The organism is Pedococcus dokdonensis, from assembly GCF_900104525.1.
Taxonomy (GTDB): domain Bacteria; phylum Actinomycetota; class Actinomycetes; order Actinomycetales; family Dermatophilaceae; genus Pedococcus; species Pedococcus dokdonensis.
Genome location: NZ_LT629711.1, coordinates 2,202,615 through 2,228,447 on the forward strand (window position 1 = coordinate 2,202,615; position 25,833 = coordinate 2,228,447).

The window sequence follows — 25,833 nt, forward strand, 5'->3', positions numbered from 1 at the left end:
CGGATTCCGGTCGGATATCACCTCGAACGCGAGAGCTCGTGCGTCAGGCCGGGCGCAGCGCCTTGCGGTTGCGCAGCTTGCGCCGCACCTGCTTGCCGATCACCTCGGCAGCAATGCCGAGCCGGTTGCGTCCGGCTTCCTTGTTGGGCAGCGACAGGGAGATGACCTCGGCCCACGCCGACGCGACCTGCTTGTAGATCGGGCCGGTGGTGTAGGTGAGGCCGTAGCGCTCGCAGATCTCCTGCACCTTCGGCGCGATCTCGCCGTAGCGGTTGCTCGGCAGGTCGGGGAACAGGTGGTGCTCGATCTGGTGGCTGAGGTTGCCGGTCATGATGTGCATGGCCTTGCTGCCAGAGATGTTCGCGGAACCGAGCATCTGGCGCAGGTACCACTCGCCGCGGCTCTCGCCCTCGATCGAGGCGCGGGCGAACGTCTCGACACCCGACGGGAAGTGACCGCACATGATGACCGCGTGCGACCACACGTTGCGGACGAAGTTGGCGGTCGCATTGGCGGCGATGGTGTGGAAGAACGACGGACCGGACAGCAGCGGGTGGAGCAGGTAGTCCTTGCGCGCCTGGCGACCGATCTTGCGCAGCACCATCTTGCCGTTGCGCTTGAACTCCTCCTTGTCACCACGACCCGCGAGCTGCTTGCCGATCTCGAGGTCGTAGGCAGCGATGCCGTACTGGAAGAAGCACATGTTGAGGAAGTTGTAGACCGGCTGGCCGAGGTAGGCAGGGGTCCAGCGCTGGTCCTCGTCGACGCGCATGATGCCGTAGCCGAGGTCGTTGTCCTTGCCGATCACGTTGGTGTAGGTGTGGTGCAGCTCGTTGTGGCTGTGCTTCCACAGCGCGGCCGGGGTGGCGCTGTCCCACTCCCACGTCGTCGAGTGGATCTTGGGGTCGCGCATCCAGTCCCACTGGCCGTGCAGGATGTTGTGGCCGACCTCCATGTTGTCGAGGATCTTGGCGACGGAGAGGCCGGCGGTGCCGACGATCCAGGCCGGCGGGAAGATCGAGAAGAGCAGCACGGCGCGCGAGGCGAGCTCGATCTTGCGCTGCACGTCGATCATCTTGCGGATGTATGCCGCGTCGCTGGCTCCGCGGCTCTCCAGGACTCCCTGGCGCAGCTCGTCGAGCTCCATCGCGAGCGCCTCGACGTCCTCGGCGGTGAGGTGGGCGGTGGGGTCGGCCTTGCCGGAGCGCTTCGGCACGTGGCGGCGCTCGGCGATGGCGGTCGACAGCCGGCTGTTCGCGGGACGGGTCGAGGGGGTGCCGGGCGCCTTGGGGGTCGAGGCGGCGGAACCGTCGATGGTGAGGTCAAAGGTCTCTGCGGTGGCAGTCATGGTGTCTCCTTAGAGGTCGATCTCGCAGTGGCCGGCAGCCGCCGACACACACGTCTGGATGCGGATGCCGTCGCCCTCGGCGGCAATGGTCAGGTCGCCGTTGCGCAGGTCGCGCACGGCACCTTCCTTCAGGGGCACGACGCAGCCGAAGCAGATGCCCATCCGGCAGCCGGATGGCATCAGGACGCCGGCGGCCTCGCCGGCATCGAGGATCGGGGTCGAGCCGTCGGCATCGACGGTGATGCGCTGGCCGCCGAAGGTGACGGTGCCACCCTCGCCCTCGGCGATCACGACCGGGCGGAACCGCTCGGTGTGGAGGCGGTCGGCGAGGCCTGCGTCGGCCCAGGCTGCCTCGAAGGCGTCGAGCATGCCGGTGGGCCCGCAGGCCCAGGTCTCGCGGAAGCGCCAGTCGGGCACCAGCTCGTCGAGGGAGTCGGTGCCCACCATGCCCTCGGTGTCGGTGTGCCGCTCGATGAGGCGGAGCCGGCCGGAGTCAGCCCAGGCCCGCAGCTCGGCGGCGAAGATCACGTCGGCCTCGGTGGGCGCGGAGTGCACGACGACGACGTCCTGGAGCTCGTCGAGGTGGTTGCGCAGCATCCCCATCACCGGCGTGACCCCGGAGCCGGCGGTGACGAACAGCGCCCGGGCCGGTCGGGGCGTCGGGAGCACGAACTCACCGGTCGCCTGGTCAAGGTGGATCAGGGTGCCGGGCTGCAGGGCCCGGACCACGTGGTTGCTGACCTTGCCGTCCGGGATCGCCTTGACGGTGATGGAGATCAGCCCGTCCGGCGCGGTCACGGGTGAGGTCAGCGAGTAGGCCCGCCAGTTGCGGACCCCGTCGACGTCGACACCGATGCGGATGTACTGCCCGGGGACGTGGCCGGCCCAGGAGCGGCCGGGGCGGATGTGCACGGTGGCGGCGTCCCGGGTCTCGGGAGTCACCGACACGACGCGACCACGCAGGTCGGCGCCGGCGCGCATCGGCGCAATGAGGTCGAGGTAGTCGTCGGGGAGCACCGGGTGGACCAGTGCCTCGGCGACGCGACGCAGGACCGTGCGCAGTGCCGGGCGGGGTCTGGTGGACTCCTGCGGCGACTCCGTGGACGTGCGGAGTGGGAGGACTACGGTCATGGTTCCATCATCAACGATCAGGTAGGCTAATTTCCTGACCGCTTCGAGTGAGTTCTCTGCACTCTTTTGTTCGCTAGGAACAAATCATGACCTCTGACGTCACACCCTCCCCATCCGCCGCGATGGTCACCGAGCGGGCCGCCGGGCTGACCATGTCGCCCGAGGTGCTGGCCCGCCTCAAGGGTGCCCTCCCCTCCGTCGCGAGCCACGCCGTCGAGGCGATCATCGAGGAGGTCCCCAGCTACGCCAGTGCCCGCGACTACCTCGTGGGCAACATCGAGACCGCGGTGCAGGTCGCGCTGGGCACCTTCCTGTCGATCGCCGCCCGCTCCGACGACCCGAGCACCCCGCTCGGCCCGGCCCGCCAGGCTTCCTACAACCTCGGCCGCGGCGAGGCCCGCAGCGGACGGAGCATGGACGCACTGCTGTCCGCCTACCGCATCGGCGCACGGGTGTCGTGGCGCGGATTGTCCGAGGAGAGTGTCCGGGCCGGCATGGACGCCGAGGTCCTGGCGCGGTTCGCCGAGCTCGTCTTCGCCTACATCGACGAGCTGTCTGCGGCCAGCGTCGCCGGCCACGCCGACGAGCTCGCGACGGCCGAGCGGGTGCAGCAGCGCGAGCTCGAGCGCCTGGCGATCGAGATGCTGCGCGGCGCGTCGGACGAGCTGGTCGAACGCCGCGCCGAGCGGGCCGGCTGGGAGCTGCCCCGGACGGTCACCGTGCTGCTGGCCCCCGACGCGGAGCTGCACCACGCCCGCACCATGGTCGACGGCCGCTCCCTCGTGCTCACCGAGGACGTGCCCGGGGTCGACGCCCGCGAGGACGTCGCGGCGCTCATCGTCCCCCGCCTCACCGTGACCGCGCGGCGTCGCCTCGTCGCCGCCCTCGACAGCCACGACGTCGTCCTCGGCCCGACCCGTCCGTGGCGAGAGGCCGCCACCTCCCACCAGCGCGCCCTGCGGGGGCGCGCGACGCGGACCACCCGGCGCACGGCATACGACACCGAGGCGCACCTGGCCGACATCGTGCTGGGCGCCGACCCCGCGGCGCTCGCCGACCTCCGGGCGCAGGCCCTCGCCCCGCTCGCCGACGCCACCCCAGCGAGTCGCGAGCGGCTCGAGGAGACCCTGCGGCTGTGGCTGCTGCACCGTGGTCGGCGCGAGCCGGTCGCCGAGGCGTTGTTCGTCCACCCGCAGACCGTGCGCTACCGCGTCGGACAGCTGCGTGAGCTCTTCGGCGACGCGCTCGACGACCCGCGACGGGTCGCCGACCTCGTCATCGCGCTCGGCACCGGCCAGCCGTCGCCCCCCAGGTCGGCCGCTCGGACGACGGCGCCGTCGACACGTGCGGCACCCCAGCCGTAGAAGTGCCAAGCCGCCCCCCTGCATTGGGCAGGTCCTGCCAACGTCACACGGCTCCGGGCATCCCTAGGCTCACCGCACGACACTCGGCCCACGAACGACCGACGGAGGTGGCATGCGGGTCCTGATCGCGCTCGGCGGCAACGCCATGACCGGACCCGACGGCAGCGCGACACCGCAGGCCCAGCGTGCGGCCATCTCGCGGGCCATGCAGCACGTCGCGACCGTCGTCGCCGCCGGTCACGAGGTCGTGATCACCCACGGCAACGGCCCCCAGGTCGGCAACCTGCTCGTCAAGAACGAGCTCGCCGCGCACGTCGTCCCCCCGGTGCCGCTCGACTGGTGCGGCGCGCAGACGCAGGGGACCATCGGCTTCACGATCCTCGACACCCTCGAGGCCGCCCTCGCCGAGCGGGGCCTCGAGCGCCGGGTGGCAGCGCTCGTCACCCGCACCCTGGTCGCCGCCGACGACCCCGGGTTCGCGACGCCCACCAAGCCGATCGGGCGCTTCCTCCCCCATGACCAGGCGCGGCCGTTGATCGAGCACGGCGAGACCTGGGAGGACCGCGGCGAGAAGGGCTGGCGCCGCGTCGTCGCCTCCCCCGAGCCGATCGAGGTGCTCGAGACCCACACGCTGCACACCCTGCTGGCCGCGGGCTACGTCGTCGTGGCTGCCGGCGGCGGCGGCATACCGGTCGTGCGTGAGCCGGACGGCTCGGTGCACGGCGTCGAAGCCGTCATCGACAAGGACCTCACCGCGGCCGTGCTCGCCGCCGCGATCGGCGCGGACGTCCTCGTCATCGCCACCGACGTGGAGCACGCCGTCCTCGACTTCGGCACCCCGCAGGCCCGACCGGTGCGGTGCGTCCGGCTCGCCGAGATGGAGGGGTATGCCGCGGCCGGCCAGTTCGCGTCCGGGTCGATGGGGCCGAAGGTCGAGGCGGCCCTGCGGTTCGTCCGCCGTGGCGGCGGCCGGTGCGTCATCACGGCTCTCGACCGGATCGCCGACTCGCTCACCGGCGAGGTCGGCACGGTCGTCGAAGGCTATTCAGTACCAACGATCTCCACGTCCGACCCCACCCCACCAGAGGAGTGACTGCCGTGCCCGAGCCCATCGAAGTCCGCAAGGTCCCGATCCACAGCGTTGCCGACGCGAGCGAGCTGGCCAAGCTCATCGACGACGGCGTGATGGACGCCAGTCGGGTCATCGCCATCATCGGCAAGACCGAGGGCAACGGCGGGGTGAACGACTACACCCGGATCATCGCCGACCGCGCGTTCCGCGAGGTGCTCGTCGCGAAGGGCGCCCCGGCCGACCAGGTGAGGCAGGTGCCCATCGTCTGGTCCGGTGGCACCGACGGGATCATCAGCCCGCACGCGACGATCTTCGCGACCGTGCCGGCCGAGAGCGCCGAGCAGTCCGACGACCTGCGGCTCACCGTCGGCTTCGCGATGAGCGAGCCGATCCTGCCTGAGGAGATCGGCTACACCGGCATGATCACCAAGGTCGCCGACGCCGTGAAGGTCGCGATGGAGCGGGCCGGGATCACCGACCCCGCCGACGTGCACTACGTCCAGACCAAGACTCCCCTGCTGACCATCCACACCATCCGCGACGCCGAGTCCCGCGGCAAGTCGGTCTGGACCCACCACACCCACGAGTCGATGGACCTCTCCAACGGCACGACCGGGCTCGGCATCGCGGTGGCCCTCGGTGAGATCGAGATGCCGACCGACGCCGACGTGATGAACGACCGCTCGCTCTACTCGGCCGTCGCGTCCTGCTCCTCCGGTGTCGAGCTCGACCAGGCGCAGGTCGTCGTGGTCGGCAACACCCGCGGGATCGGTGGTCGCTACCGGATCGGCCACTCGGTGATGCGCGATGCCCTCGACGCGGACGGCGTCTGGTCGGCCATCAAGGACGCCGGGCTCGACCTTCCCGATCGGCCGCACTCGTCCGACCTCCAGGGCCGGCTGGTCAACGTGTTCCTCAAGTGCGAGGTCAGCCAGAGTGGCGAGGTCCGGGGTCGCCGCAACGCCATGCTCGACGACTCCGACGTGCACTGGCACCGACAGATCAAGTCTGCGGTCGGCGGTGTCACCGCCTCCGTCACGGGCGACCCGGCCGTGTTCGTCTCGGTGTCGGCGGCCCACCAGGGTCCCGACGGTGGTGGCCCGGTCGCGGCGATCGTCGACCTCGGCTCGGGCGAGCCGACCGGCTACCGCGCCCCCACGCCCGACTGAACGTCAGGCCGGTCACGGAAGACCCGGACTCCTGGCCACCCGTGCGGGGTGGGAGCGCTCTCGCGAGCCCGGCACCCGGCATACCCGGCCAGAAGTGCGGGCTAGTGGAAGAAGTGGCGGGTGCCGGTGAAGTACATCGTGACGCCCGCGGCCTCGGCCGCCGCCACGACCTCCTCGTCCCGCACCGACCCACCCGGGGCGACAACGGCCCGGACACCGGCGTCGAGCAGCACCTGCAACCCGTCGGCGAAGGGGAAGAACGCGTCGGAGGCGGCCACCGCACCACGCGCCCGGTCAGCCCCCTCGGCGTTCGCCCGAGAGACCGCGAGGTGGCACGAGTCGACCCGGTTGACCTGGCCCATGCCGATGCCGACCGAGCCGCCGTCCCTGGCGAGCAGGATCGCGTTCGACTTCACCGCGCGCACCGCCCGCCAGGCGAACTGCAGGTCGGCCAGGGTTGCCGCGTCCGCCGCCTGGCCGGCCACCAGCCGCCAGTGCGCGGCGTCGTCGCCGCCGGGCACGTCACCGGACACCACGGCGTCGATCCGGTCGGGCAGCTGCACCAGCAGGCCACCGCTGATCGGTCGCGTCTCGATCGGGTCCCGGAACTTCGCCATGTCGGCGGGCAGCTGGAGCAGGCGGCGGTTCTTCTTCTCCCGCAACACCTCCAGCGCGTCGTCGTCGAACGACGGCGCGGCGATCACCTCACTGAAGGTCTCGTTCGCGGCGAGCGCCATCGCCTTGGTGACCGGCACGTTGGTGGCGATGATGCCGCCGTAGGCGGACACGGGGTCGCAGGCGTGCGCGGCGGCATACGCGACCTCGACGGTGGCGCCCACGGCGATGCCGCAAGGGTTGGCGTGCTTGATGATCGCGACGGTCGGCTGGTCGCCCTGGTCGTGGGCGGCGCGCACGGCGGCGTCGGTGTCGATGTAGTTGTTGTAGGACATCTCCTTGCCGTGCAGCTGCTCGGCCGAGGCGACGCCGGGACGCCAGTGCCGGTAGAGGGCGGCCGGCTGGTGCGGGTTCTCGCCGTATCGCAGGACGTTGGCGCGCTGGAACGTCGCGCCGGTCCAGGCCGGGAAGCCGGTGCCGTCGCTGGTGTCGACGTAGGCGTTGCCCATCCAGTTCGCGACCGCGTTGTCGTAGTCGGCGGTGTGCACGAAGGCCTGCGCGGCCAGCCGCTTGCGCTCGGTCAGCGTGAAGCCACCGTCCGCGACCGCCGCCAGCACCGCCGGGTATGCCGTGGTGTCGGTGACGACCGCGACGCTCGGGTGGTTCTTGGCCGCGGCCCGCACCATGGAGGGGCCGCCGATGTCGATCTGCTCGATCACCTCGTCGGGACCCGCGCCGGACGCCACCGTCTCGCGGAACGGGTAGAGGTTCACCACGACCAGCTCGAACGGCTCCACGCCGAGGTCGGCCAGCTGGGCGACGTGGTCGGGCTTGCGGGTGTCGGCGAGGATGCCCGCGTGGACGCGGGGGTGCAGGGTCTTGACCCGGCCCTCCAGGCACTCGGGGAAGCCGGTGAGGTCCTCGACCTTCGTGACCGGCAGACCCAGCCCTTCGATGAGGGCGGCCGAGCCACCGGTCGACACCAGGGCGACGCCGGCCTCGTGCAGGCCCCGGGCGAGGTCCTCGAGCCCGGTCTTGTCGTAGACCGAGACCAGGGCGCGGCGGATCGGGCGACGGCCCTGGTCCTCGGGGGTGGGGGTGGAGGCTGGCTGCTCGGTCACGGAATGGTGGCCTTCCCATCGGAAACGGTGATTCCTTCGCGGGCCGCCCGGCCCACGATCTCGACGAGCAGCGGGTGCTCGACGGCCTTGATGCGCTCATGGAGCGTGGCCTCGGTGTCGTCGGGCTCGACGTCCACGGTGGCCTGGGCGAGGACCGGGCCGGTGTCGACCCCGGCGTCGACGACGTGCACCGTGCACCCGGTCTGCGTGGCGCCGGCGGCCAGCGCGTCGCGCACCGCGTGGGCGCCAGGGAACGCCGGCAGCAGCGCCGGGTGGGTGTTGAGCACGGTCCAGCGGCCGAGGACCTCGGGGCCCAGCAGCTTCATGAACCCGGCCGACACCACCAGCGCCGGCTGGTGGTCGGCGATCCGCGCCGCGAGCGCGGCATCCCACTCGGCGCGCGTGTCGTAGTCCTCCACCCGGCAGACGAAGACCGTGATGCCGGCCGCCCCCGCGCGGTGCAGCCCGGCGATGCCGGCCCGGTCGCCGCCGACAGCCAGGATCCGCACGCCGTAGGCGGGGTCGGCGCTGGCGTCGATGAGGGCCTGGAGGTTGGTGCCCGATCCGGAGACGAGCACGACGATCCCGGTCGGCTCGGGGGCAGTCACGCGGGAGAGGATACCGAGCGGCGGCCCGCGACCCGCACCCGCGTCCACGTCGCCGCGCTCAGGGAGCGGCGGCGCGCAGCCTGTCGAGCAGCGGTCCGGCCGCCTCGTCGAGGAACTGCTGCTGCCCTTCGTCGCCGACCTGCACGAGGGCGATGTCGGTGAACCCTGCCTCCCAGTACGCCGAGACCGCCTCGACGACCTGGTCGAGGTCCGGCCCGCAGGGGATCGACTCGGCGACGTCCTCGGGGGTGACGAACTGCGTGGCCCCGGCGAACCCGGCAGGCGTCGGCAGGTCGGCGTTGACCGCCCAGCCCCCGCCGAACCAGCGGAACTGCTCGTGCGCCCGCTGCTTGGCGCGCTCGGCGTCACGGTCCCAGCAGATCGGGACCTGCCCGATCGCGCGCGGCGTGGGAGCCCGGTCCGGGCGGGAGCCGAGGAAGCCCTCGATGAGCTCCCGCTCCGGCTGCACGGCGATGACGTGGTCGGCCAGCGGCCCGAACCGCTCGAAGGACTTCTCCCCCGAGACCGCCACGCCGATCGGCACCGCGCCGTCGGGGCAGTCCCAGATGCGCGCCGAGTCGACCCTGAAGTAGGCGCCCTCCCAGGTGACGAGCTCGCCGGTGTGCAGCTCACGGATGATGTGGATCGCCTCCTCGAGCATGTCCTGACGAGCGGCGACCATGGGCCAGCCCTCGCCGACGACGTGCTCGTTGAGGTTCTCGCCACTGCCGAGCCCGAGCGTGAACCTGCCCTCGCTCAGCAGCTGGAGCGTGGCGGCCTTCTGGGCCACGACGGCCGGCTCGTAGCGGATCGTCGGGCAGGTCACGTAGGTCATCAGCTCGAGCCGCTGCGTCGCCTGCGCGACCGCTCCGAGCACCGTCCACGCGTATGGTGCGTGGCCCTGTTCGGTGAGCCACGGCGAGTAGTGGTCACTGCTCACCGCGAAGTCGAAGCCCTGGGCCTCGGCGTCCACGGCATACCCCACGAGCTCACGGGGGCCGGACTGCTCGGTCATGAGGGTGTAGCCGAATCGGGTCATGGAAGGCCCATACCCTCCCGCGTCGAGGTAAACACGCCGGGGATCTCCGGCGTGTTACCTCGAACCGCGGGTCAGCGGGGATCGGGCTGGGTCAGCGGCGGAGCTTCCAGCGGTCCCAGAGGAGCACCAGGCCGGCGCCCAGAGTGAGCTCGACCAGCAGGGCCAGCGTCATCGCCCCGGCCGGCGCCCCGATGTCGGCGAGCCGGGCGGTGCCCAGCGAACCGCCGCCGAGCACGTCGAGCAGCCCGACGCCCCCGGCCGCGAGGACGACGGCGGTGCCGGCGACGGTCAGCTTGGTGCGTTCGGTCGAGAGCCTGGCCACGGCCCGCAGCGACCGCCAGCCGACGAAGGCGCCCACGGCCACCGGCAGCAGCACGACCAGCGGCAGCCACCCCGGGAAGGCCCCGGGCTGCGGCAGCGCCCCGAACGCCGGGACCATCGGCATCAGCGAGGTGCGGCTGCCGGTCCAGGTCGCCGACGCGCCGTCGACCGCGGAGAAGCCGGTGCCGGCGCCGAACGAGACCGCCCACAGTGCGAGGTTGGGCAGGACGGCGAGCTGGGCCAGGATCAGTGCCGCTCCCCCGACGACCCCCGGCGCGAGCTCGGCCTGCAGGTGCCGGACCTCTCCGAAGCGGACCACCAGCAGCACCAGACAGGTCGCCGTGCCGAGTGCGACCAGCAGCCCAGCGCCTTCGATCCCCGGCCGCAGGGCTCGGCGGACCGCCTCGGGCAGCCAGCCCGGGCGGCGCAGCGCGGGCCCGGCGAGCTCGGGCCGACCGCGGACCAGCCGCGCCAGCGCGAGCAGGACGGCGAGCACCGGCACGACCAGCACGGGCAGGACCAGGGTCCACACCACCGGGTGGGGACCGGCCAGGAAGGCGACGAGCACCCAGAGAAGGGCGCCCGCGGCATACCCGGCGCCCCAGGCGAGCAGCGCGGCGGCGAGCGGACGGTGCAGCAGGTCGCGTGCGAGGCGGATGGTGCGCGCGTCGGCGGCCTCGCGCGCCGCCCGGGTGGCCGCCCACGCGCCGACGCCCACGCTGACGGCGAACCCGAGCAGGGGGACGACGGTCACCTGCGTCGCACCGAGCACCAGGTGGGCACCTCCGGCGAGCAGCCAGAGCCCGGCCCCGACCCCCAGCGAGCTGGTCCAGGAGACCGTGCTCTCGGAGGCGGCGACCCACACGAGGAGGGCCGGCAGGACGTAGACCATCGCCGACCCGAGCGCCGCCAGCGCCCCTGCCACCAGGGCCCGGGGGTGCACGGCAGAGCCGGGCCCGTCGCCGGTCGACGAGGTCCCCGCCCTCAGCAGCTCCATCACAGTCATTGCCGGCCCATCGTCTCCGACGGCCCGTGCTGAGCCGGCGTGCAACGCCGACGGCGGCCGAGAAATGTCCGAACGCGCCGCAACCTGAGTTCGCACCAGCGCGTCTGCTGCGGTGTGATGGCCATGGTGCAACCGAGCGGCGCTTCAGCGCTGCGGCATGGGGAGGTGACGATGGGCGCGCAGCCCGCCGAGGCGGAGTTCGACGCGTTCTACCGCGACACCTCCCGGCGAGTCGTGCACCTGGTCTACGCGTTCACCGGCGACCTCACCGTGGCCCAGGACGCCACGCAGGAGGCGTACGCCAAGGCGTGGCAGCAGTGGTCCACCGTCCGCACCCACGACGACCCGCTCGCGTGGGTGCGCACCGTCGCCCGCCGGGTGGCGATCTCGGGGTGGCGCAAGAAGACCACCCAGGACCGCGCCTACGAGCGGCACGGCGCGCACGACACGACCGGCCCGCCGACCGAGGACCGGGTGGCGGTGGTCGCCGCGATGCGGACCCTGCCCCAGCCGGTCCGCGAGGCCGTGGCCATGCACTACATCGGCGACCTGAGCATCGAGCAGATCGCCCACGAGACCAACACCCCCGCAGGCACCATCAAGGCGCGCCTGCACCGGGGCCGCGCGCAGCTCGCGCAGGCCCTCGCGCACGAGGAGAACCACCATGGCTGAGCACGAGGACTGGACGGCGCAGGACGACGCCCAGCTGCGCGCTGCCCTGGCGTCGCTGCGCACCGAGGTCGAGGCCGCGCCTCTGCCCGATGTCCGCTTCGTCAAGGCCAGGGGGCGTGCGCTGCGGCGCCGCCGGTTTCTCGCGACCAGTGCGGCCGCCGCGGCGGCGCTGATCGTCGCCGGTGGCATCGGGTATGCCGTGTGGTCACCTGCCAGCGACCGCTCACCGATCGTGCCGGCCACCTCCGCGGCGAAGTCCGCCACGCCCTCGCCCTCGCCCACGACGTCGTCGTCCCTCGACCAGCCCGGCGCCCTCCCCCTCCTCCAGGAGTGGACCACGGCGCTCGACCTCCAGGGCGACGCACGGATGACGACCCAGGACCCGAAGTCGGGCGACTACCGGTCGTTCGAGTGCCTGACCAGCGTGCCGACCGGGCAGAGGCTGCGCCAGGAGATCACGCTCGACGCGGGTGGCTTCCAGGGTGGGCAGACCCAGTTCGCCGTCTCGTCCAAGCTCGATCCCGAGACAGTGGCCCAAGGGCTCACCGGTGACATCTCCCAGTGCCAGCAAGGCCCCGACTTCAAGGTCAACCGCCTCGACGACACCGACGCCGGCTCGCTGTACTCCTACACCGCCGGCGACGCGGGATCGGGGTGGTTCGCGGTGGTCACCGGGAACTCCGACGTCGCGCTGATCCAGATCGCCGACCCCACCGCTACGAAGTCGCGGTTCACGCTCGCCCAGGTCACCGCCCTCGCCGAGGTGGCCAAGGAGCGACTGGCACGCTACGGCTCGGCATCTGCCGCGGCCACCACTGCCCCGCCCGCGTCGGGACCCGAGGCGATCAACCAGCAGATGACCGTCACCGGACCCGACCCGGTCCCGTCGTCGAACCTCTTCGTCGCCGCGTCGCAGTGGGCATCACAGGGGCTGACCAACGGTGTCGGAGCCAGCGACGGTCCCGGGGCGCTCGAGGGGTCTACCGCGGTCGCCAGCTGCGAGACCGACGACCAGCAGGCCGGCATCGGCGGCCGGGTCGGGGTCGTCTCGATCCGCTCCGGCACCGGCGCCACCAGCTACATCGGCCGGCAGCGTGTCCAGCTCGACGACGCGACCGACGCGGCGGTGCAGAAGGACTACGTCAGCGCGCGGCTCGCCGAGGCCAAGGCCCTCTACGCCAAGGGCTGCGACGGCGCCAACTACACGGTCAAGTCCACACCCGGCCCGACGGACGGCACGTTCCGGCTCGAGACCGTCTTCAACGACGGCTCGGACACGCTGTCCGAGTGGGTCGGCGTCACGGCCCAGCGGACCCCCGGCGCAGTCAGCACCGTGGTCATCACCGCGACGACCGACCCTGACCGGGCCTTCGCCGAGCTCGACCGGCTGCTCGCCCTGGCCCGACAGAAGTAGACCGTCCCCCAACCACGCCGACCTCCGCGGGAACGCCCTACGCACCCCCACGGCATACCCGCGGACCACGCGAGGCCGCCACCCCTGCGGGGTGACGGCCTCGTCGTGAGCCGCGTTGCGGCAGTAGCTACTTCTGCAGGCCCTGCATGATCTCGCGCATCAGGTCGGCGGTCGCGGACGGCGTCTTGCCGACCTTGACGCCGGCGGCCTCGAGGGCTTCCTGCTTGGCGGCAGCGGTGCCCGCGGAGCCGGACACGATGGCGCCCGCGTGGCCCATCGTCTTGCCCTCGGGGGCGGTGAAACCGGCGACGTAGCCGACCACCGGCTTGGTCACGTGCTCCTTGATGTAGGCCGCGGCCCGCTCCTCGGCGTCGCCGCCGATCTCGCCGATCATCACGATCGCGTCGGTCTCCGGGTCCTTCTCGAACGCCTCGAGGCAGTCGATGTGGGTGGTGCCGATGATCGGGTCACCGCCGATGCCGACTGCGGAGGAGAAGCCGAACTCCCGCAGCTCGTACATCATCTGGTAGGTCAGCGTGCCCGACTTGGAGACCAGGCCGATCCGGCCGGCGCCCGCGATGTTCGCCGGGATGATGCCGGCGTTGGACTTGCCGGGGCTGATCAGGCCGGGGCAGTTCGGGCCGACGATGCGGGTCGCCTTGCCCTTGCTGTAGTTGTAGAACTCCGCGGAGTCCTTGACCGCGATGCCCTCGGTGATGACGACCGCGAGCGGGATCTGCGCGTCGATCGCCTCGACCACGGCGGACTTCGCGAAGGCCGGCGGCACGAAGATGACCGACACGTTGGCGCCGGTCGCCTCGACGGCCTCGGCGACCGTGCCGTAGACCGGCACCGAGACGCCGCCGTCGAAGTCGACCATCGTGCCCGCCTTGCGCGGGTTGACGCCACCGACGATGGCGGTCCCGGACGCGAGCATGCGCTGGGTGTGCTTCATGCCCTCGGAGCCGGTCATGCCCTGGACGATGACCTTGGAGTTCTCGTCGAGAAAGATTGCCATTGGTGTGTTCTCCGGTCCTTGGGCTTCAGTTCGTCGGGCTCGGCGTCGCGGCCGAAGCCAGCTCGGCGGCCCTGCGGGCCGCGCCGTCCATGGTCTCTTCGATGGTCACCAGCGGGTGGTTGGCCTCGGCGAGGATGCGCCGGCCCTCCTCCACGTTGTTGCCGTCGAGGCGGACGACGAGCGGCTTGGTGGCCTCGTCGCCCAGGTTGTTCAGGGCGCCGACGATGCCGTTGGCCACCGCGTCACAGGCGGTGATGCCGCCGAAGACGTTGACGAAGACCGACTTCACCTGCTCGTCGCCGAGGATGATGTGCAGCCCGTTGCTCATGACCTCGGCCGAGGCACCGCCACCGATGTCGAGGAAGTTCGCCGGCTTCGGCTGGCCCGGGAACTCCTCTCCGGCGTAGGCGACGACGTCGAGGGTGGACATGACCAGCCCGGCTCCGTTGCCGATGATGCCGACGGAGCCGTCGAGCTTGACGTAGTTGAGGTCCTTCTCCTTGGCGGCGGCCTCGAGCGGGTCGGCGGCGGCCTTGTCCTCGAGGGCCTCGTGGTCGGGGTGGCGGAACCCGGCGTTCTCGTCGAGGGTCACCTTGCCGTCGAGGGCGACGATGTCGCCGGCCTCGGTCTTGACCAGCGGGTTGACCTCGACCAGCGTCGCGTCCTCGTCGCGGTAGACCTCCCACAGCTTCTGGAGCACGGGGACGATCTTGGCGCCGGTCTCGTCGTCGAAGCCGGCCGCCGACACGATCTCCTGCGCCTTGGCCTCGTCGATCCCGGTGTTGGGGTCGACCGCGATGCGGGCGAGGGCCTCGGGGCGCTCGACGGCGAGCTGCTCGATCTCCATCCCGCCCTCCTTGCTGCACATCGCGAGGTAGGTGCGGTTGGCGCGGTCGAGCAGCACGGAGAAGTAGTACTCCTCGGCGATCTGCGCGCCCTGCGCGATCATCACGGTGCCGACGGTGTGGCCCTTGATGTCCATGCCGAGGATCGCCTCGGCGTGCTGCTGGGCCTCGTCGGCCGACCTGGCGACCTTGACGCCGCCGGCCTTGCCGCGACCACCGGTCTTGACCTGGGCCTTCACGACGGTCACGCCGCCGCTCTTGGGGCCGATCTCCTCGGCGGCCGCGCGGGCCGCCTCGGGGGTGGTGGCGGTGGCACCGGCGAGCACCGGCACGCCGTGCGCCTCGAACATGTCTCGGGCCTGGTATTCGAACAGATCCACGTCTGACGTCCTCGTCTACGGATGGGGGTGGTTCGACGCCGAGACTAGCCCTGTCGCGGGCGCGCGGCGCCCTCGGGTGCGGGCCGCAGTGCCCAATGGGACCAATCTCACCGTGAGCGGTGGGTATGCCGCGGGGACCGGGTCAGCGGACGGTGACGGACTGTCCGGGTGCGACGAGCAGGACCCAGACCGCGCCCTCGGGGTCGAAGGTCAGCGGCTCGCCGCCCACCGTGAACGCGGTCGGCGCGGTGACGCCCTTGCGTGACCACGCACCGGTCCAGACCTTGCCGTCGCGGAGGACGACGGCCTTGCCCTTGCCGACGACGTCGACGACGGGGGTGGGCTGGCCGTTCTTGTCCCGGTTCCCGGACTGGTGGGTGGCGACGTACTGCACCACGACGGTGCCGGCGGTGTACTGCTTGCCGCCCGGGCTCACCTCCGCGCGACCGTCGGTGGTGATCAGGTAGGCCTTCCGCTTGGCGCTCCAGGCCAGCGAGACCCGCGACGAGGGCCAGCGGGCGGCGACGGAGGTGGCGGCCTTGCCACCCGCAGGGGCGTCGCCGTAGCGGAAGCCGATGTCGGCCGGCTCGACACTGCCGCCCGCGCGGGCGAGGAGCTGCTTGGGGTTGCCGATCACGTTGTAGGGCGCCGGCCTGGAGCGGTCGCGGTGGTAGCCCCGGGAGTTCTGGTCGAAGCTGAGGTTGACCTGCTTGCCGCGGTCGAGGATCCGCTTCGTGTAGCTGGACGACCCGGAGAAGGCCAGCGCGACCTTGCCGTAGTTGGCCACCAGGTCGACGTCGGACTCCCGCCCGCTGCGCACCGGACCGACCTCGGGGGCCTGGGTGCGGCTGAACACTGCGAGGAGCCGGGTGAGCCCACCCTCGACCGGCTCGACGTAGACGACGTCGGCCCGGTCGAGTCCGATCCGCGGTCGGGCGGCCGGGGTGTTGTCGATCTTCACTGCGAGCACCGGGCCACCCGTCAAGGGGACCGGGCCGCTGGGCGTCGGCGCGGGGGTGGTCGTGGCGGCGGTCGTCGTCGTCGGCGTGGTGCTCGTGGGCGCCGCGGCCGGCTTGTCGCCGGAGCAGGCGGCGAGGCCGAGGGCGGCGACCGTCAGGGCGGCGACGACGGGCAGGGCTGCGTGGCGGGGCACGGCCACGAGGATAGGCGCGATCCGGTCGCGAGCCAGCGCGACGCCCCGGGCGTCAGGGCGTCGGGGTCTGTCCTGCCAGGACCGTGCCGAGGATGTCGGCGTCGCAGTTGCCGCCGCTCTGCACCACCGCGACCCTGCGGCCGACCTGGCGGTCCCGCTCGGAGAGCAGCCCCGCGAGGGCGATCGCCCCGGACGGCTCGGGCAGCTGGTGGGTCGTGCGCAGCAGCACGCGCATCGCCTCGGCCGTCGCGTCCTCCGACACGGCGAGCACCCGCGCGGCGCCCCGGACGATCTCGGCGACCGCGTCCGGCACCGGGGCGCGGCACGCCACTCCGTCGACGAAGGTCGCGGCTGCCGGGGTGGTGACCACCTCGCCGGCGGCGAACGACAGCGCCGTGGCGGGAGCCTGTTCGGAGACCACGCCGACGATCTCGGTGTCGAGGCCCAGCAGGTCCCGCACGCCGATGACCCCGCAGATCCCCGATCCCATGCCGACGGGCACGTAGACGGTGTCGAGCGGTCCCGCCGCGTCGAACAGCTCGCGCGCGTAGGTCGCGACACCCACGACGAGGTCGGGGTGGAACGGCGGCACGGCCTCGAGCCCGAGCTCGTCCTCGAGCCCCATCGCGTGCTCCCGGGCCTCCTGGTAGTCGCGGCCGTGCACCACCAGCTGGGCGCCGAACCCCTGCATCGCGGCGTTCTTGTCCGGGCTGTTGCCCTCCGGCACCACGATGACGACGCGCAGCCCGGCCCTCCTCCCGGCATACGCGAGGGACTGCCCGTGGTTGCCGCGCGTGGCCGAGACGAAACCCTGCACGGCGGGCCGCTCACGACTGGCACGGTCGGCGTAGACCAGGCCGCCGCGCACCTTGAAAGCGCCTGTGGGAGTCGCGTTCTCGTGCTTCACCCACACCGTTGCGCCCACGTGCTCACCCAGCAGGGGCCACGCGATCTGCGGCGTGGCCGGGAAGTGGCGGCGCACGACCTCGGTCGCCGCGTCGAGCTCGGCGTGCGTGAAGGACATGCCCAGCAGTCTGCCCGACGTCCTCGACCGTGACGCTTCGCGGCAGATCTGCACCCGACCGGCGACACCGGCAAGATGGGGCGTATGTCGCGAATCACCGCTCTGCCAAAGGTCGCCTCCCTCCTGTCCTCCGGGTTGGCGGCCGTGACGCTGACAGCCTGTGGCACCGCGGACCCACCGATCCCACCGGCCACGACGACGTCGTCGACCACCGCACCGGCCAAGGCGAGCTTCCCGCTGACCATCAGCCGGGTGGGCGGGATCGCCGGGTTCACCGACAACCTTTCGATCCAGGACGACGGCGGGGTGCTGGCCGTGACCAAGAACGGCCAGGTGACCTGCACCCTCGACGAGGCGAGCCTCGCGGTCCTCAACGAGGCGGCCCTGCAGGTGCACGACACCGACCAGCCGACCGGGCCACCACAGACGGCTTCCGACCAGCTCGACGTGCTGTTCGGGGCGGGCACGGGGATGCTGCGCGTCAACGACCCTCGGGTCGCCGGGGCCGAGCCCGTCGTGAACCAGCTGCTCGCCGACGTCAACGGCCCGAAGGCCAGCCGCAAGCTCTGCACCTAGGCGACCTGTGCTCCCGCGGGCACCGCGACGTACACGCGAAGTGGTGGCGGTGGGCGCCTGCCTGGAGGTACCAGGGACCCACCGCCACCCGTTCTGGGGGCGCGTCAGCTGGAGCTGACCGCGCCTTGGGCGACGTAAGACTTGGGCGACGAACGACCGGGCCGGCGCTCAGGGGGAGCGCCGGCCCGGCTGGCTCGGACTAGCTGGTGGCCAGTGCCGTGTCGTCGACGACGAACGACGTCTGCAGCGAGGAGTCCTCGTTCATGAGGAACTTCACCGTGATCGTCTTGCCCTTGTAGGCCGTGACGTTGAACGACTTCTGCGTGTACGTCGCGTTGGTGCCCACGTTGGAGTACGTGGCGAGCGTGGTGGTCGTGGAGCCGTTGACCACCTGCACCTTCATCGTGTCGTAGGCCGTGCTGCCGGACTCCGCGGTGTCGGTGCGGAGCCAGAACGACAGGGTCGCGGCCGTGACGGTCGAGGGGATCGCGACGCTCTGCTGCACCGTCTCGGTCGAGGTCGAGCCGTTCCCACCGAGCCAGGCCTTCCAGCTGCCGGTGCGCGCCGGACGGCCGGTGTTGTTGGTGATCGGGCCGGCCGTGCCGGTCCAGCTCACCGCGCCCGACTCGAAGCCCGGGTTGAGCAGCAGGTTGCCACCGGTGGGCGGCGGGGTCGTCCCGCCACAGGTCGCGGAGCCCGCCGGGACGGCGATGGCCGTGAACGCGGCCTCGACCGACTTGCAGGTCTGGCTGCTCGCGCCGTAGAGCTCGATCGCCGAGTTGATCGCACCGTTGCGAGCAGCGGCGTAGTTGCTGTTGCTGGTGAGCTTGGTGGACAGCGTGCGGTACCAGACCTTCTCGATGTTGGCGCGACCCGCGCCGGTCACCGCGGGGGCGCTGCCGCACACCGGGCTGTTGTAGCTGACGCCGTTGATGGTCTTGGCGCCGCTGCCCTCGGAGGCCAGGTAGAACCAGTGGTTGAGCGGGCCCGAGGAGTAGTGGGGGTTGAGGTTGCCGAGCGTGGACGACCAGCAGTCCTTCGAGAGACCGTCCTTGCTGGGCTTGTCCATGTAGCGCAACGGCGTGCCGTTGCCGTTGATGTCGATCTCCTCACCGATGAGGTAGTCGCCCGGGTCGCTCGGGTTGTTCGCGTAGAACTCGACGGCGGTGCCGAAGATGTCGGACGTCGCCTCGTTCAGGCCGCCGGCGTCGCCGCTGTAGACCAGGCCGGCAGTGTTCTCCGTGACGCCGTGCGACATCTCGTGGCCGGCCACGTCGATCTCGGTCAACGGTGCGGCGTTGCCCGCCCCGTCACCGTAGGACATCTGCGTGCCGTCCCAGAAGGCGTTCTCCATGGCGTTGGCGAAGTGCACGCGCGACGGCGCGCCACGGCCGTCGTTCCAGATTCCGTTGCGTCCCAACACGTTCTTGTAGTAGTTGAACGTGGTCGTCGCGCCGTAGTGGGCGTCCACCGCAGCCGACGCGCGGTCCGAGACCGCCCCGTTGCCCCAGACGTCGTCGGAGTCGAGGAACAGGTCACCCGCCGGCCCGACGCCGGTGTTCGGGTCGCCCTGGTTGTGCGCGTCGCGGGTGTTGTTGCCGTGGGTGTCGGTCAGCTCGTAGCCGCCGCCGGTGTGGGCCTTGGTCTCGAGCGTCGCGTTGTAGAAGATCCCGTCGCCGGTGCCGGTCTGCACCTCGTCGTAGCTGGTCAGCGTCGCACCCGACTTGGCGTCGACGATCGTGTGCAGCCGCGAGGGGACCTGGTCGGCCCGCACGCTCTTGACCAGGACGTCGTAGGCCAGCACGGGCTTGGCACCGCCGGCCCAGACGACGAGCTCGCCGGACGGCGCCTCGGTCTTGCGCCCTGCCGACTTGCCCTCGGACAGCGCCTTGGTGCGCGTCACGGTGGGAGTGGTCGAGGCGACAGCCACCTTGCCCGAGGCGTTGTAGATGACGTCCTTGGTCGCGCCGGCCTTGGACTTTTCGACGACCAGGTCGCCGCCGACGACCCGCAGGCCCTTGAAGGTGCGGTTGTACCGGACGTGCTGGGTGCCGTCAGCGTCGGTGACGACGTTGCGCACGACCAGCTTCTCGTCCTTCGACAGGCCGAGGGCCGCGTGGTCCTGGTCGGCGCGCGACTGCGCTGCCGTGACGCTGGTCTGCGCCTGGGTGGGCGCGGACTGTGGTGCGGCTGCTGCGGACAGTGGTGTGGCCACAGCCGCTGCGACTGCGACGCCCAGGGCGGCGCCGGTAGACAGTCGGATCACGGAAATCCTCTTCTCGGACATGCGCAGGTTTGGTTGCCTGCACGTGGGGCGGCGCAATCTCCCTCCAGGGACGGCACAGGGTTTGCCGTGGGCTTCGCACCGAGAGCCGACCTAACCCGTCGCGCAAATGGCCGGTCAACGATTCTTGACAAGACTTTGCCAAATGCGTGGGAACCTGCGGATTGTCACGTTCTAGGAGCCGAAATCTTCTGCGCTTGGCCAAGATCGCGTCATCGTCGCGCCGCAGCCGCCACCTGTCCGTCCACTCCCTGGACGCCTCGACTCACCATGCGGACTCCGCGGAAGAACGTAACCGCACCACCCCCGGTGTCGTTGTCAGTGCACTGCAGCGGCGCCATCCCGGCCCGCCCCGCCACCGTGGAGGCCCGATGTCGCGCCGTACCCCGTCCCTCGTCAGGTGCCTCACGGTGCTGGCGCTGTCCGCGCTGGTCGCGCCACCTCTCGTGGCGGCGGAGGCCACCGCCACACCCGTGGTGGACGCGAGACCGTCGGGTACGTCGGTGGCGACGAGCACGCTCGACGCGGTGGACACCTACTCCGGACTCACGTTCGTCGTGCCAGCAGGCCGCAACGACCTCGGACAACCTCAGACCTGCACGATCGACGCCGACCTCTACAAGCCCCACTCGGCCAGCCGGACCAACCGGGTGCCGGCCATCCTCACGACCAACGGATTCGGCGGCAGCAAGGCAGACCAGGCCGGTCTGGGCGCCGCCTTCGCCAAGCGGGGCTACGCGGTCCTCTCCTACACCGGCCTCGGCTTCCCCGACAGCGGCTGCAAGATCTCGCTCGACGACCCCGGCGTGGACGGGGTCGCTGCCTCCTCGCTGGTGAGCTTCCTCGGCGGGGCGGGCACGGCGGCATACACCTCCTCCGTCGTGGGCGGACGCACCGGTGGGGCGGGCAGCGTGGCTGCCGACTTCACCGTCCTGGACAATGCGAAGAGCCACGACCCGCGACTCGGCATGATCGGCGGCTCCTACGGCGGTCAGATCCAGTTTGCTACTGCTGCAGTGGATTCCCGCGTGGACACCCTGGTCCCGCTGATCACCTGGAACGACCTGCGCTACTCCCTAGCCCCGAACAACACCAGCTTCACGAGCGGGGTCACCTATGCCGGATCGAACCCGGGCACCGAGAAGCTCGGGTGGGCCGGGCTGTTCTTCGGGGTCGGCATCCTCGACGGGCTCCAAGGGGCTGCCATCGACCCAACCCGCAACGTCGGGTGCCCCAACTTCGTCGCCGAGGCGTGCGCGGCCAAGGCGACGCTCGACACGCTCGGCTACCCCACCGCCTCGACCCTCCGGCTCACCGACCGGGTTTCCGTGGGCCACTACATCGACCAGGTGAAGGTGCCGACCTTCCTGATCCACGGCGAGAACGACACGCTCTTCAACCTGCAGGAGGCGACCGCCACCTACCGCTCGCTCAAGGCGCGCGGCGTCCCGGTGACGATGGCGTGGCAGTCGTGGGGGCACTCCGGCGGCACCGGCACCAACACGGGTGCCGCCCCCGGCGAGCTCGACCTGACCGGCGAGCACATCGAGGACACCTACCTCGGACTGCGGATCAAGAACTGGTTCGACCACCACCTCAAGGGGTCGACCGTCTCCACCGGACCGGCGTTCGCGTACTTCCGTGACTGGGTCCCCTACACCGGCACGGCTGCACCGGCCTACGCGAGCGCGTCGAGCTATCCCGTCGGCACACGATCCTCGTGGTACCTGTCGGCGGCCGACCAGCTCGTCCCGTCGCGGTCCGCGATCCTGCCCGGCTCGACCTCGTGGTCCAACCCGGGACTCGGCGTGCCCGCGTCCTACACCGAGGTCTCCGGCCTCGAGGGCCAGGTCGACCTGCCCGACAACCTCACCGTGCCGTTCGACACCCCGGGCACCTTCGGCGCGTGGACCACCCCGGCACTGACCGGGCCGCTCACCGTCGTCGGTGCACCGACCCTCGACGTACGCTTCGAGTCGCCGACCGTGGCGTTGACCCAGGCGGCCGGTCCCAGCGGCCAGCTCCAGGTCTTCGCCAAGCTCTACGACGTGGCGCCCGACGGCTCGATCACGTTGGTGCACAAGCTGATCAGCCCGATCCGCGTCGCAGACGTCACCCAGCCGGTGCACATCGAGCTCCCGGCCGTCGTGCACCGGGTCGAGGCCGGCCACCGCCTGCGCCTCGTGCTCGCCAGCACGGACGCGGCATACAAGAACGCGTATGCCGTGCAGCCGGTGACCGTCCGCGCCGCACCGACCGCACCGGCCACCCTGAGCCTCCCCGTGGTCCCCTAACCGTCGCTCTCTCATGCAAAAGGCGAGTTAGCGCCGCGAGGGCGGCGCTAACTCGCCTTTTGCATGGGTTGGCGACGCGGGGGCGGCGCTAACTCGCCTTTTGCATGGGTTAGCGACGCGGGGGCGGCGCTAACTCGCCTTTTGCATGGGTTAGCGACGCGGGGGCGGGGGGTGCCGGGGGTGCGGGGGTGCGGGGGCGGCTCGGAGCTGGCGTTCTGCTCAGAGCAGCAGAGGCTGGCCGCCGTGGGGAGCCGGGTCGCACGGTGGCGGCATGCGCGAATCCACCAGCTCCCCACTCGCCCCGTCCGACCACCTGACCACGCGCCTTCTCGAGCAACGGATCATCGTCCTCGACGGCGAGCTCGACGACCACGGCGGCACCCGGCTGTGCTCGCAGCTCTTCCTGCTGTCCGCCGAGGACCCGCGGGCCGACATCAGCCTGTGGATCAACTCCCCCGGCGGCTCGGTGCCGGCGATGCTCGCCATCCACGACGCCATCCGGTTGATCCCCAACGACGTCTCGACCCTGGCGCTCGGGCTGGCCTGCAGCGCGGGGCAGTTCCTGCTCACCGCCGGCACGCACGGCAAGCGCTACGCGCTGCGACACTCGCGGATCCTCATGCACCAGGGGTCGGCCGGCATCGGCGGGACCGCCGTCGACATCGAGCTGCAGGCCGACGACCTGCGACACACCGTCGAGACGGTCCTCGGGCTGATCGCCACCTACACCGGGCAACCGCTCGAACGGATCCGCGAGGACTCCGCCCGCGACCGGTGGTACTCCGCCGAGCAGGCGCTCGACTACGGCTTCGTGGACGGCATCCTCGACTCGCTCGACAGCGTGCGGCCCCAGCGGGTCGCCCGCGCCGGGCTCGGGAGCCACCGATGAGCACCTACACGATCCCGAACGTCGTGCGCACCCATCCCCGCGGCGACCGGGTGATGGATGTCTACAGCCACCTGCTCAGCGAACGCATCGTCTATCTCGGCACCGAGATCGACGACGGCGTGTCCAACGCGCTCATCGCCCAGATCCTGCACCTCGAGTCCGACAACTCGGAGCAGCCGATCGACCTCTACATCAACTCCCCCGGCGGCTCGCTGACCGCGACCTTTGCCGTCTACGACGCGATGGAGTTCGTCCGGGCGCCGATCGCCACGACCTGCATCGGCCAGGCCTGTTCCACGGCGGCGATCCTGCTCGCCGCCGGTGCACCCGGGAAGCGGAGCATCCTCCCCCACGCCCGAGTCCTCCTGCACCAACCCTCCGCGCGCAGCCAGGGCGCCATACCCGACCTCATCCTCGAGGCCGACGAGGTGATCCGGCTGCGGGCGGAGGCCGAGCGGGTGCTGTCACGGCACACCGGGCAACCACTGGAGGCGCTGCGGCACGACACCGACCGCGACCGCATCTTCACCCCCGAGCAGGCCGTCGAGTACGGCCTGGTCGACCAGCTGGTCGCCTACCGCGGCGCGACCGACGCCTAGGCGGACAGCCGGATCTCGCCGGGAGGGGGTGCCGCCAGCGCGCTGTGCTGGCGGCGCAGGTCGAGGGAGGCGAGGTGGGTGACCTCGACCAGCTGCGCACCGAGCGCGCCGGTGATGGCCGCGAGGACCTCGGACGACGGGTCCTTGCGCCCCCGCTCGACCTCGGACAGGTACTGCGGCGAGATGCCCGCGCGAGCAGCCGCCTCGACCAGGGTCAACCCACGGCGCCGTCGCAGGTGCCGCAGCCGGGCACCGACGACCTCGCGCCACAGGGGCTCCTGGTCTCCCGGCAGACGGCCGCCGGGAGCACGCCCGAGCGGCGCGGACCGGGACCCGTGCTCGGTCGGCTGCACCAGGTGGAGGGGCGTGGCAGCTCTCATGGGCCAACGCTAGGCCTCGCTCCGGGCAGCCGGAAGCGAGTTCGCCCACGGCACAACCAGCCACCCCCAGTGTGACGCGGCAGACACGGCCACGACCGTGCGACGGGACCAAGTGCCCTGCCGAATCCACCTCGCCGGACCGGAGCATGGAGGAGCAGGACAACCGGGCAACTCGGCCCACCAAGGAGGAAGCAGTCATGACAACGGTCCAGCGCCACCCCAAGCTCGATGTGCTGGTTGAGCACGACGTGGTGACCCACTCCACGGCCCGAAGGGCGCTTTCGGTGCTGCGGGTCGCCTTCGGCCTCACGTTCCTGTGGGCCTTCTTCGACAAGCTGTTCGCCCTCGGCTTCCACACCGGCGTCAATGCCGAAGGCGTGACCGACCGGTTCGGTCCGGCGGCGTGGATCAACGGCGGCAGCCCCACCACGGGATTCCTCAAGTTCGGGGTCCCGGAGAACAATCCCTTCCAGGGCTTCTTCAACGGCATGGCTGGACAGGCCTGGGCTGACTGGCTGTTCATGGCCGGACTGCTCGGCATCGGTCTCGCGCTCACGCTCGGCATCGGCATGCGGATCGCCGCAGCTGCTGGCACCCTGCTCTACGCGCTGATGTGGGCAGCCTCCCTGCCGCTGGAGAACAACCCGGTCATCGATGACCACATGATCGGTGCCATCAGCGTCGTCGTCCTGGCGGCCCTCCTCGCTGGGGACACCTGGGGCTTCGGCCAGCGGTGGGCACGGACCGGGCTGGTCAGGCGCCACGGCTTCCTGCGGTAGCGCCGACCGAGTGAGGGACCGGACGACCTATCCGGCCCCTCACTTCTGCGTGCGCCGGCCGGTCGGCGGGCTGACGGGGCGGGCCGGCTGGTCGGCCGGCCGGCCGGCCGGCTAGTCGGCGGTGACGGCGCCGCGCACCCACTCGACGATCTCGGTGGTGGTGGCGCCGGGGGTGAAGACCTTGGCGACGCCGATCTTCTCCAGCTCGGGGATGTCGGCCTCGGGGATGATGCCGCCGCCGAAGACCACGATGTCGCTGGCGTCGCGGGCGGCCAGCAGCTCCATCACCTTCGCGAAGAGCGTCATGTGGGCGCCGGACAGCACGGAGAGGCCGACCAGGTCGGCGTCCTCCTGGATCGCTGCCTCGACGATCTGCTCGGGCGTCTGGTGCAGCCCGGTGTAGACGACCTCCATGCCCGCGTCACGCAGGGCCCGGGCCACCACCTTGGCGCCACGGTCGTGTCCGTCGAGGCCGGGCTTGGCCACGACGACGCGCAGCGGAGAGTCACTCATGGCCCGCAGACTAGTCACTTCGCCGGGCCGCCACCCCTCCCGGGTGGCGCAGACCACCCGGTTTGCCTCGACCTGTTGCGATCCGCGCGTCACGCAGACCCCCGAAACCCGGTCTCCTGACCATGAGATGGCACCACGTGGTGGAGAGGATCGCGCTGGTCCGCGTGTCTCATCCGCCACATCCCGCCAAAGTGGACACCGCAACGACTAGGTTCAGTG

At 71.3% G+C, this 25,833-nt stretch carries 23 protein-coding genes; 10 read left to right on the forward strand and 13 right to left on the reverse strand.

The window, feature by feature from the left end:
* Positions 1-43 precede the first annotated feature (43 nt).
* Entirely contained in the window at positions 44-1,348 is a 1,305-nt protein-coding gene (locus tag BLQ34_RS10320; RefSeq protein WP_091784925.1) for a fatty acid desaturase family protein, read from the reverse strand.
* A 9-nt stretch (positions 1,349-1,357) separates the two neighbouring features.
* Positions 1,358-2,479 carry a ferredoxin reductase gene (locus tag BLQ34_RS10325; RefSeq protein WP_091784928.1) on the reverse strand — a complete coding sequence of 374 codons (1,122 nt, stop codon included), beginning with the start codon at positions 2,477-2,479 and terminating at the stop codon, positions 1,358-1,360.
* 86 nt (positions 2,480-2,565) lie between these two features.
* Between BLQ34_RS10325 and BLQ34_RS10330 the strand changes: the two genes are divergently transcribed.
* The 3 genes from BLQ34_RS10330 (at position 2,566) to bar (ending at position 6,084) form a co-directional block, all read left to right on the forward strand.
* Complete coding sequence (locus BLQ34_RS10330) at positions 2,566-3,843, forward strand: PucR family transcriptional regulator (protein ID WP_091784931.1); 1,278 nt, start codon at positions 2,566-2,568, stop codon at positions 3,841-3,843.
* Positions 3,844-3,955: 112 nt separating this feature from the next.
* On the forward strand, positions 3,956-4,936 hold the full coding sequence (locus tag BLQ34_RS10335) for a carbamate kinase (RefSeq protein ID WP_091784933.1): 981 nt from the start codon (positions 3,956-3,958) through the stop codon (positions 4,934-4,936).
* Positions 4,937-4,941: 5 nt separating this feature from the next.
* Positions 4,942-6,084 carry a barbiturase gene (bar, locus tag BLQ34_RS10340; protein ID WP_091789787.1) on the forward strand — a complete coding sequence of 381 codons (1,143 nt, stop codon included), beginning with the start codon at positions 4,942-4,944 and terminating at the stop codon, positions 6,082-6,084.
* A 101-nt stretch (positions 6,085-6,185) separates the two neighbouring features.
* On the opposite strand, the gene purH is transcribed toward bar, so the two are convergent.
* The 4 genes from purH to BLQ34_RS10360 form a co-directional block, all read right to left on the reverse strand.
* Entirely contained in the window at positions 6,186-7,820 is a 1,635-nt protein-coding gene (gene purH / locus BLQ34_RS10345; RefSeq protein ID WP_091784935.1) for a bifunctional phosphoribosylaminoimidazolecarboxamide formyltransferase/IMP cyclohydrolase, read from the reverse strand.
* Positions 7,817-8,428: a phosphoribosylglycinamide formyltransferase gene (gene purN / locus BLQ34_RS10350; RefSeq protein WP_231961030.1), complete on the reverse strand. Its 612-nt coding sequence runs from the start codon at positions 8,426-8,428 to the stop codon at positions 7,817-7,819. The genes purH and purN overlap by 4 nt, the downstream gene beginning before the upstream one ends.
* Positions 8,429-8,486: 58 nt before the next feature.
* Positions 8,487-9,467 (reverse strand): TIGR03557 family F420-dependent LLM class oxidoreductase, encoded by a 981-nt coding sequence (locus BLQ34_RS10355; protein ID WP_091784939.1) that lies wholly within the window; start codon positions 9,465-9,467, stop codon positions 8,487-8,489.
* Between the two features lie 91 nt (positions 9,468-9,558).
* On the reverse strand, positions 9,559-10,794 hold the full coding sequence (locus BLQ34_RS10360; protein WP_157692988.1) for a cell division protein PerM: 1,236 nt from the start codon (positions 10,792-10,794) through the stop codon (positions 9,559-9,561).
* 171 nt (positions 10,795-10,965) lie between these two features.
* On the opposite strand from BLQ34_RS10360, the gene BLQ34_RS10365 reads away from it, so the two are divergent.
* Both BLQ34_RS10365 and BLQ34_RS10370 read left to right on the forward strand, forming a co-directional pair.
* Entirely contained in the window at positions 10,966-11,466 is a 501-nt protein-coding gene (locus BLQ34_RS10365; protein WP_091784945.1) for an RNA polymerase sigma factor, read from the forward strand.
* Positions 11,459-12,880: a hypothetical protein gene (locus BLQ34_RS10370; protein ID WP_091784948.1), complete on the forward strand. Its 1,422-nt coding sequence runs from the start codon at positions 11,459-11,461 to the stop codon at positions 12,878-12,880. Before BLQ34_RS10365 ends, BLQ34_RS10370 begins: the two co-directional genes overlap by 8 nt.
* Positions 12,881-13,007: 127 nt before the next feature.
* On the opposite strand, the gene sucD is transcribed toward BLQ34_RS10370, so the two are convergent.
* The 4 genes from sucD to BLQ34_RS10390 all read right to left on the reverse strand — a co-directional run bounded on the left by sucD (position 13,008) and on the right by BLQ34_RS10390 (position 17,300).
* A complete protein-coding gene (sucD, locus tag BLQ34_RS10375) occupies positions 13,008-13,898 on the reverse strand; it encodes a succinate--CoA ligase subunit alpha (RefSeq protein ID WP_091784951.1) in 891 nt (296 codons plus the stop codon).
* Between the two features lie 25 nt (positions 13,899-13,923).
* The gene (gene sucC, locus BLQ34_RS10380) at positions 13,924-15,123 is read right to left on the reverse strand and encodes an ADP-forming succinate--CoA ligase subunit beta (protein WP_091784954.1); all 1,200 of its coding nucleotides are present in this window, start codon (positions 15,121-15,123) and stop codon (positions 13,924-13,926) included.
* A gap of 142 nt (positions 15,124-15,265) precedes the next feature.
* Positions 15,266-16,276, reverse strand: a complete 1,011-nt coding sequence (locus tag BLQ34_RS10385; protein WP_157692989.1) for a DUF3048 domain-containing protein — start codon at positions 16,274-16,276, stop codon at positions 15,266-15,268.
* 52 nt (positions 16,277-16,328) lie between these two features.
* Positions 16,329-17,300 (reverse strand): threonine dehydratase, encoded by a 972-nt coding sequence (locus BLQ34_RS10390; RefSeq protein WP_091784957.1) that lies wholly within the window; start codon positions 17,298-17,300, stop codon positions 16,329-16,331.
* Positions 17,301-17,444: 144 nt separating this feature from the next.
* Between BLQ34_RS10390 and BLQ34_RS10395 the strand changes: the two genes are divergently transcribed.
* Positions 17,445-17,876 carry a hypothetical protein gene (locus BLQ34_RS10395; RefSeq protein ID WP_091784959.1) on the forward strand — a complete coding sequence of 144 codons (432 nt, stop codon included), beginning with the start codon at positions 17,445-17,447 and terminating at the stop codon, positions 17,874-17,876.
* 199 nt (positions 17,877-18,075) lie between these two features.
* On the opposite strand, the gene BLQ34_RS10400 is transcribed toward BLQ34_RS10395, so the two are convergent.
* Positions 18,076-20,142 carry a M4 family metallopeptidase gene (locus BLQ34_RS10400; protein ID WP_231961031.1) on the reverse strand — a complete coding sequence of 689 codons (2,067 nt, stop codon included), beginning with the start codon at positions 20,140-20,142 and terminating at the stop codon, positions 18,076-18,078.
* A 389-nt stretch (positions 20,143-20,531) separates the two neighbouring features.
* Here BLQ34_RS10400 and BLQ34_RS10405 point away from each other — a divergent pair, with 389 nt between their 5' ends.
* The 3 genes from BLQ34_RS10405 to BLQ34_RS10415 all read left to right on the forward strand — a co-directional run bounded on the left by BLQ34_RS10405 (position 20,532) and on the right by BLQ34_RS10415 (position 23,942).
* Positions 20,532-22,454, forward strand: coding sequence for a CocE/NonD family hydrolase (locus BLQ34_RS10405; RefSeq protein WP_091784964.1), 1,923 nt, complete (start codon positions 20,532-20,534; stop codon positions 22,452-22,454).
* A 271-nt stretch (positions 22,455-22,725) separates the two neighbouring features.
* On the forward strand, positions 22,726-23,343 hold the full coding sequence (locus tag BLQ34_RS10410) for a ClpP family protease (RefSeq protein WP_091784967.1): 618 nt from the start codon (positions 22,726-22,728) through the stop codon (positions 23,341-23,343).
* Positions 23,340-23,942, forward strand: a complete 603-nt coding sequence (locus tag BLQ34_RS10415; RefSeq protein ID WP_091784969.1) for a ClpP family protease — start codon at positions 23,340-23,342, stop codon at positions 23,940-23,942. Before BLQ34_RS10410 ends, BLQ34_RS10415 begins: the two co-directional genes overlap by 4 nt.
* On the opposite strand, the gene BLQ34_RS10420 is transcribed toward BLQ34_RS10415, so the two are convergent.
* Complete coding sequence (locus BLQ34_RS10420; protein WP_091784972.1) at positions 23,939-24,322, reverse strand: helix-turn-helix domain-containing protein; 384 nt, start codon at positions 24,320-24,322, stop codon at positions 23,939-23,941. The two genes, BLQ34_RS10415 and BLQ34_RS10420, sit on opposite strands and share 4 nt — an antisense overlap.
* A 197-nt stretch (positions 24,323-24,519) precedes the next feature.
* On the opposite strand from BLQ34_RS10420, the gene BLQ34_RS10425 reads away from it, so the two are divergent.
* Positions 24,520-25,101: a hypothetical protein gene (locus BLQ34_RS10425; RefSeq protein ID WP_091784975.1), complete on the forward strand. Its 582-nt coding sequence runs from the start codon at positions 24,520-24,522 to the stop codon at positions 25,099-25,101.
* A gap of 111 nt (positions 25,102-25,212) precedes the next feature.
* Here the strand turns inward: BLQ34_RS10425 and BLQ34_RS10430 are convergent, their stop codons facing one another.
* Positions 25,213-25,614 carry a cobalamin B12-binding domain-containing protein gene (locus BLQ34_RS10430; protein WP_091784979.1) on the reverse strand — a complete coding sequence of 134 codons (402 nt, stop codon included), beginning with the start codon at positions 25,612-25,614 and terminating at the stop codon, positions 25,213-25,215.
* Positions 25,615-25,833: the final 219 nt, after the last annotated feature.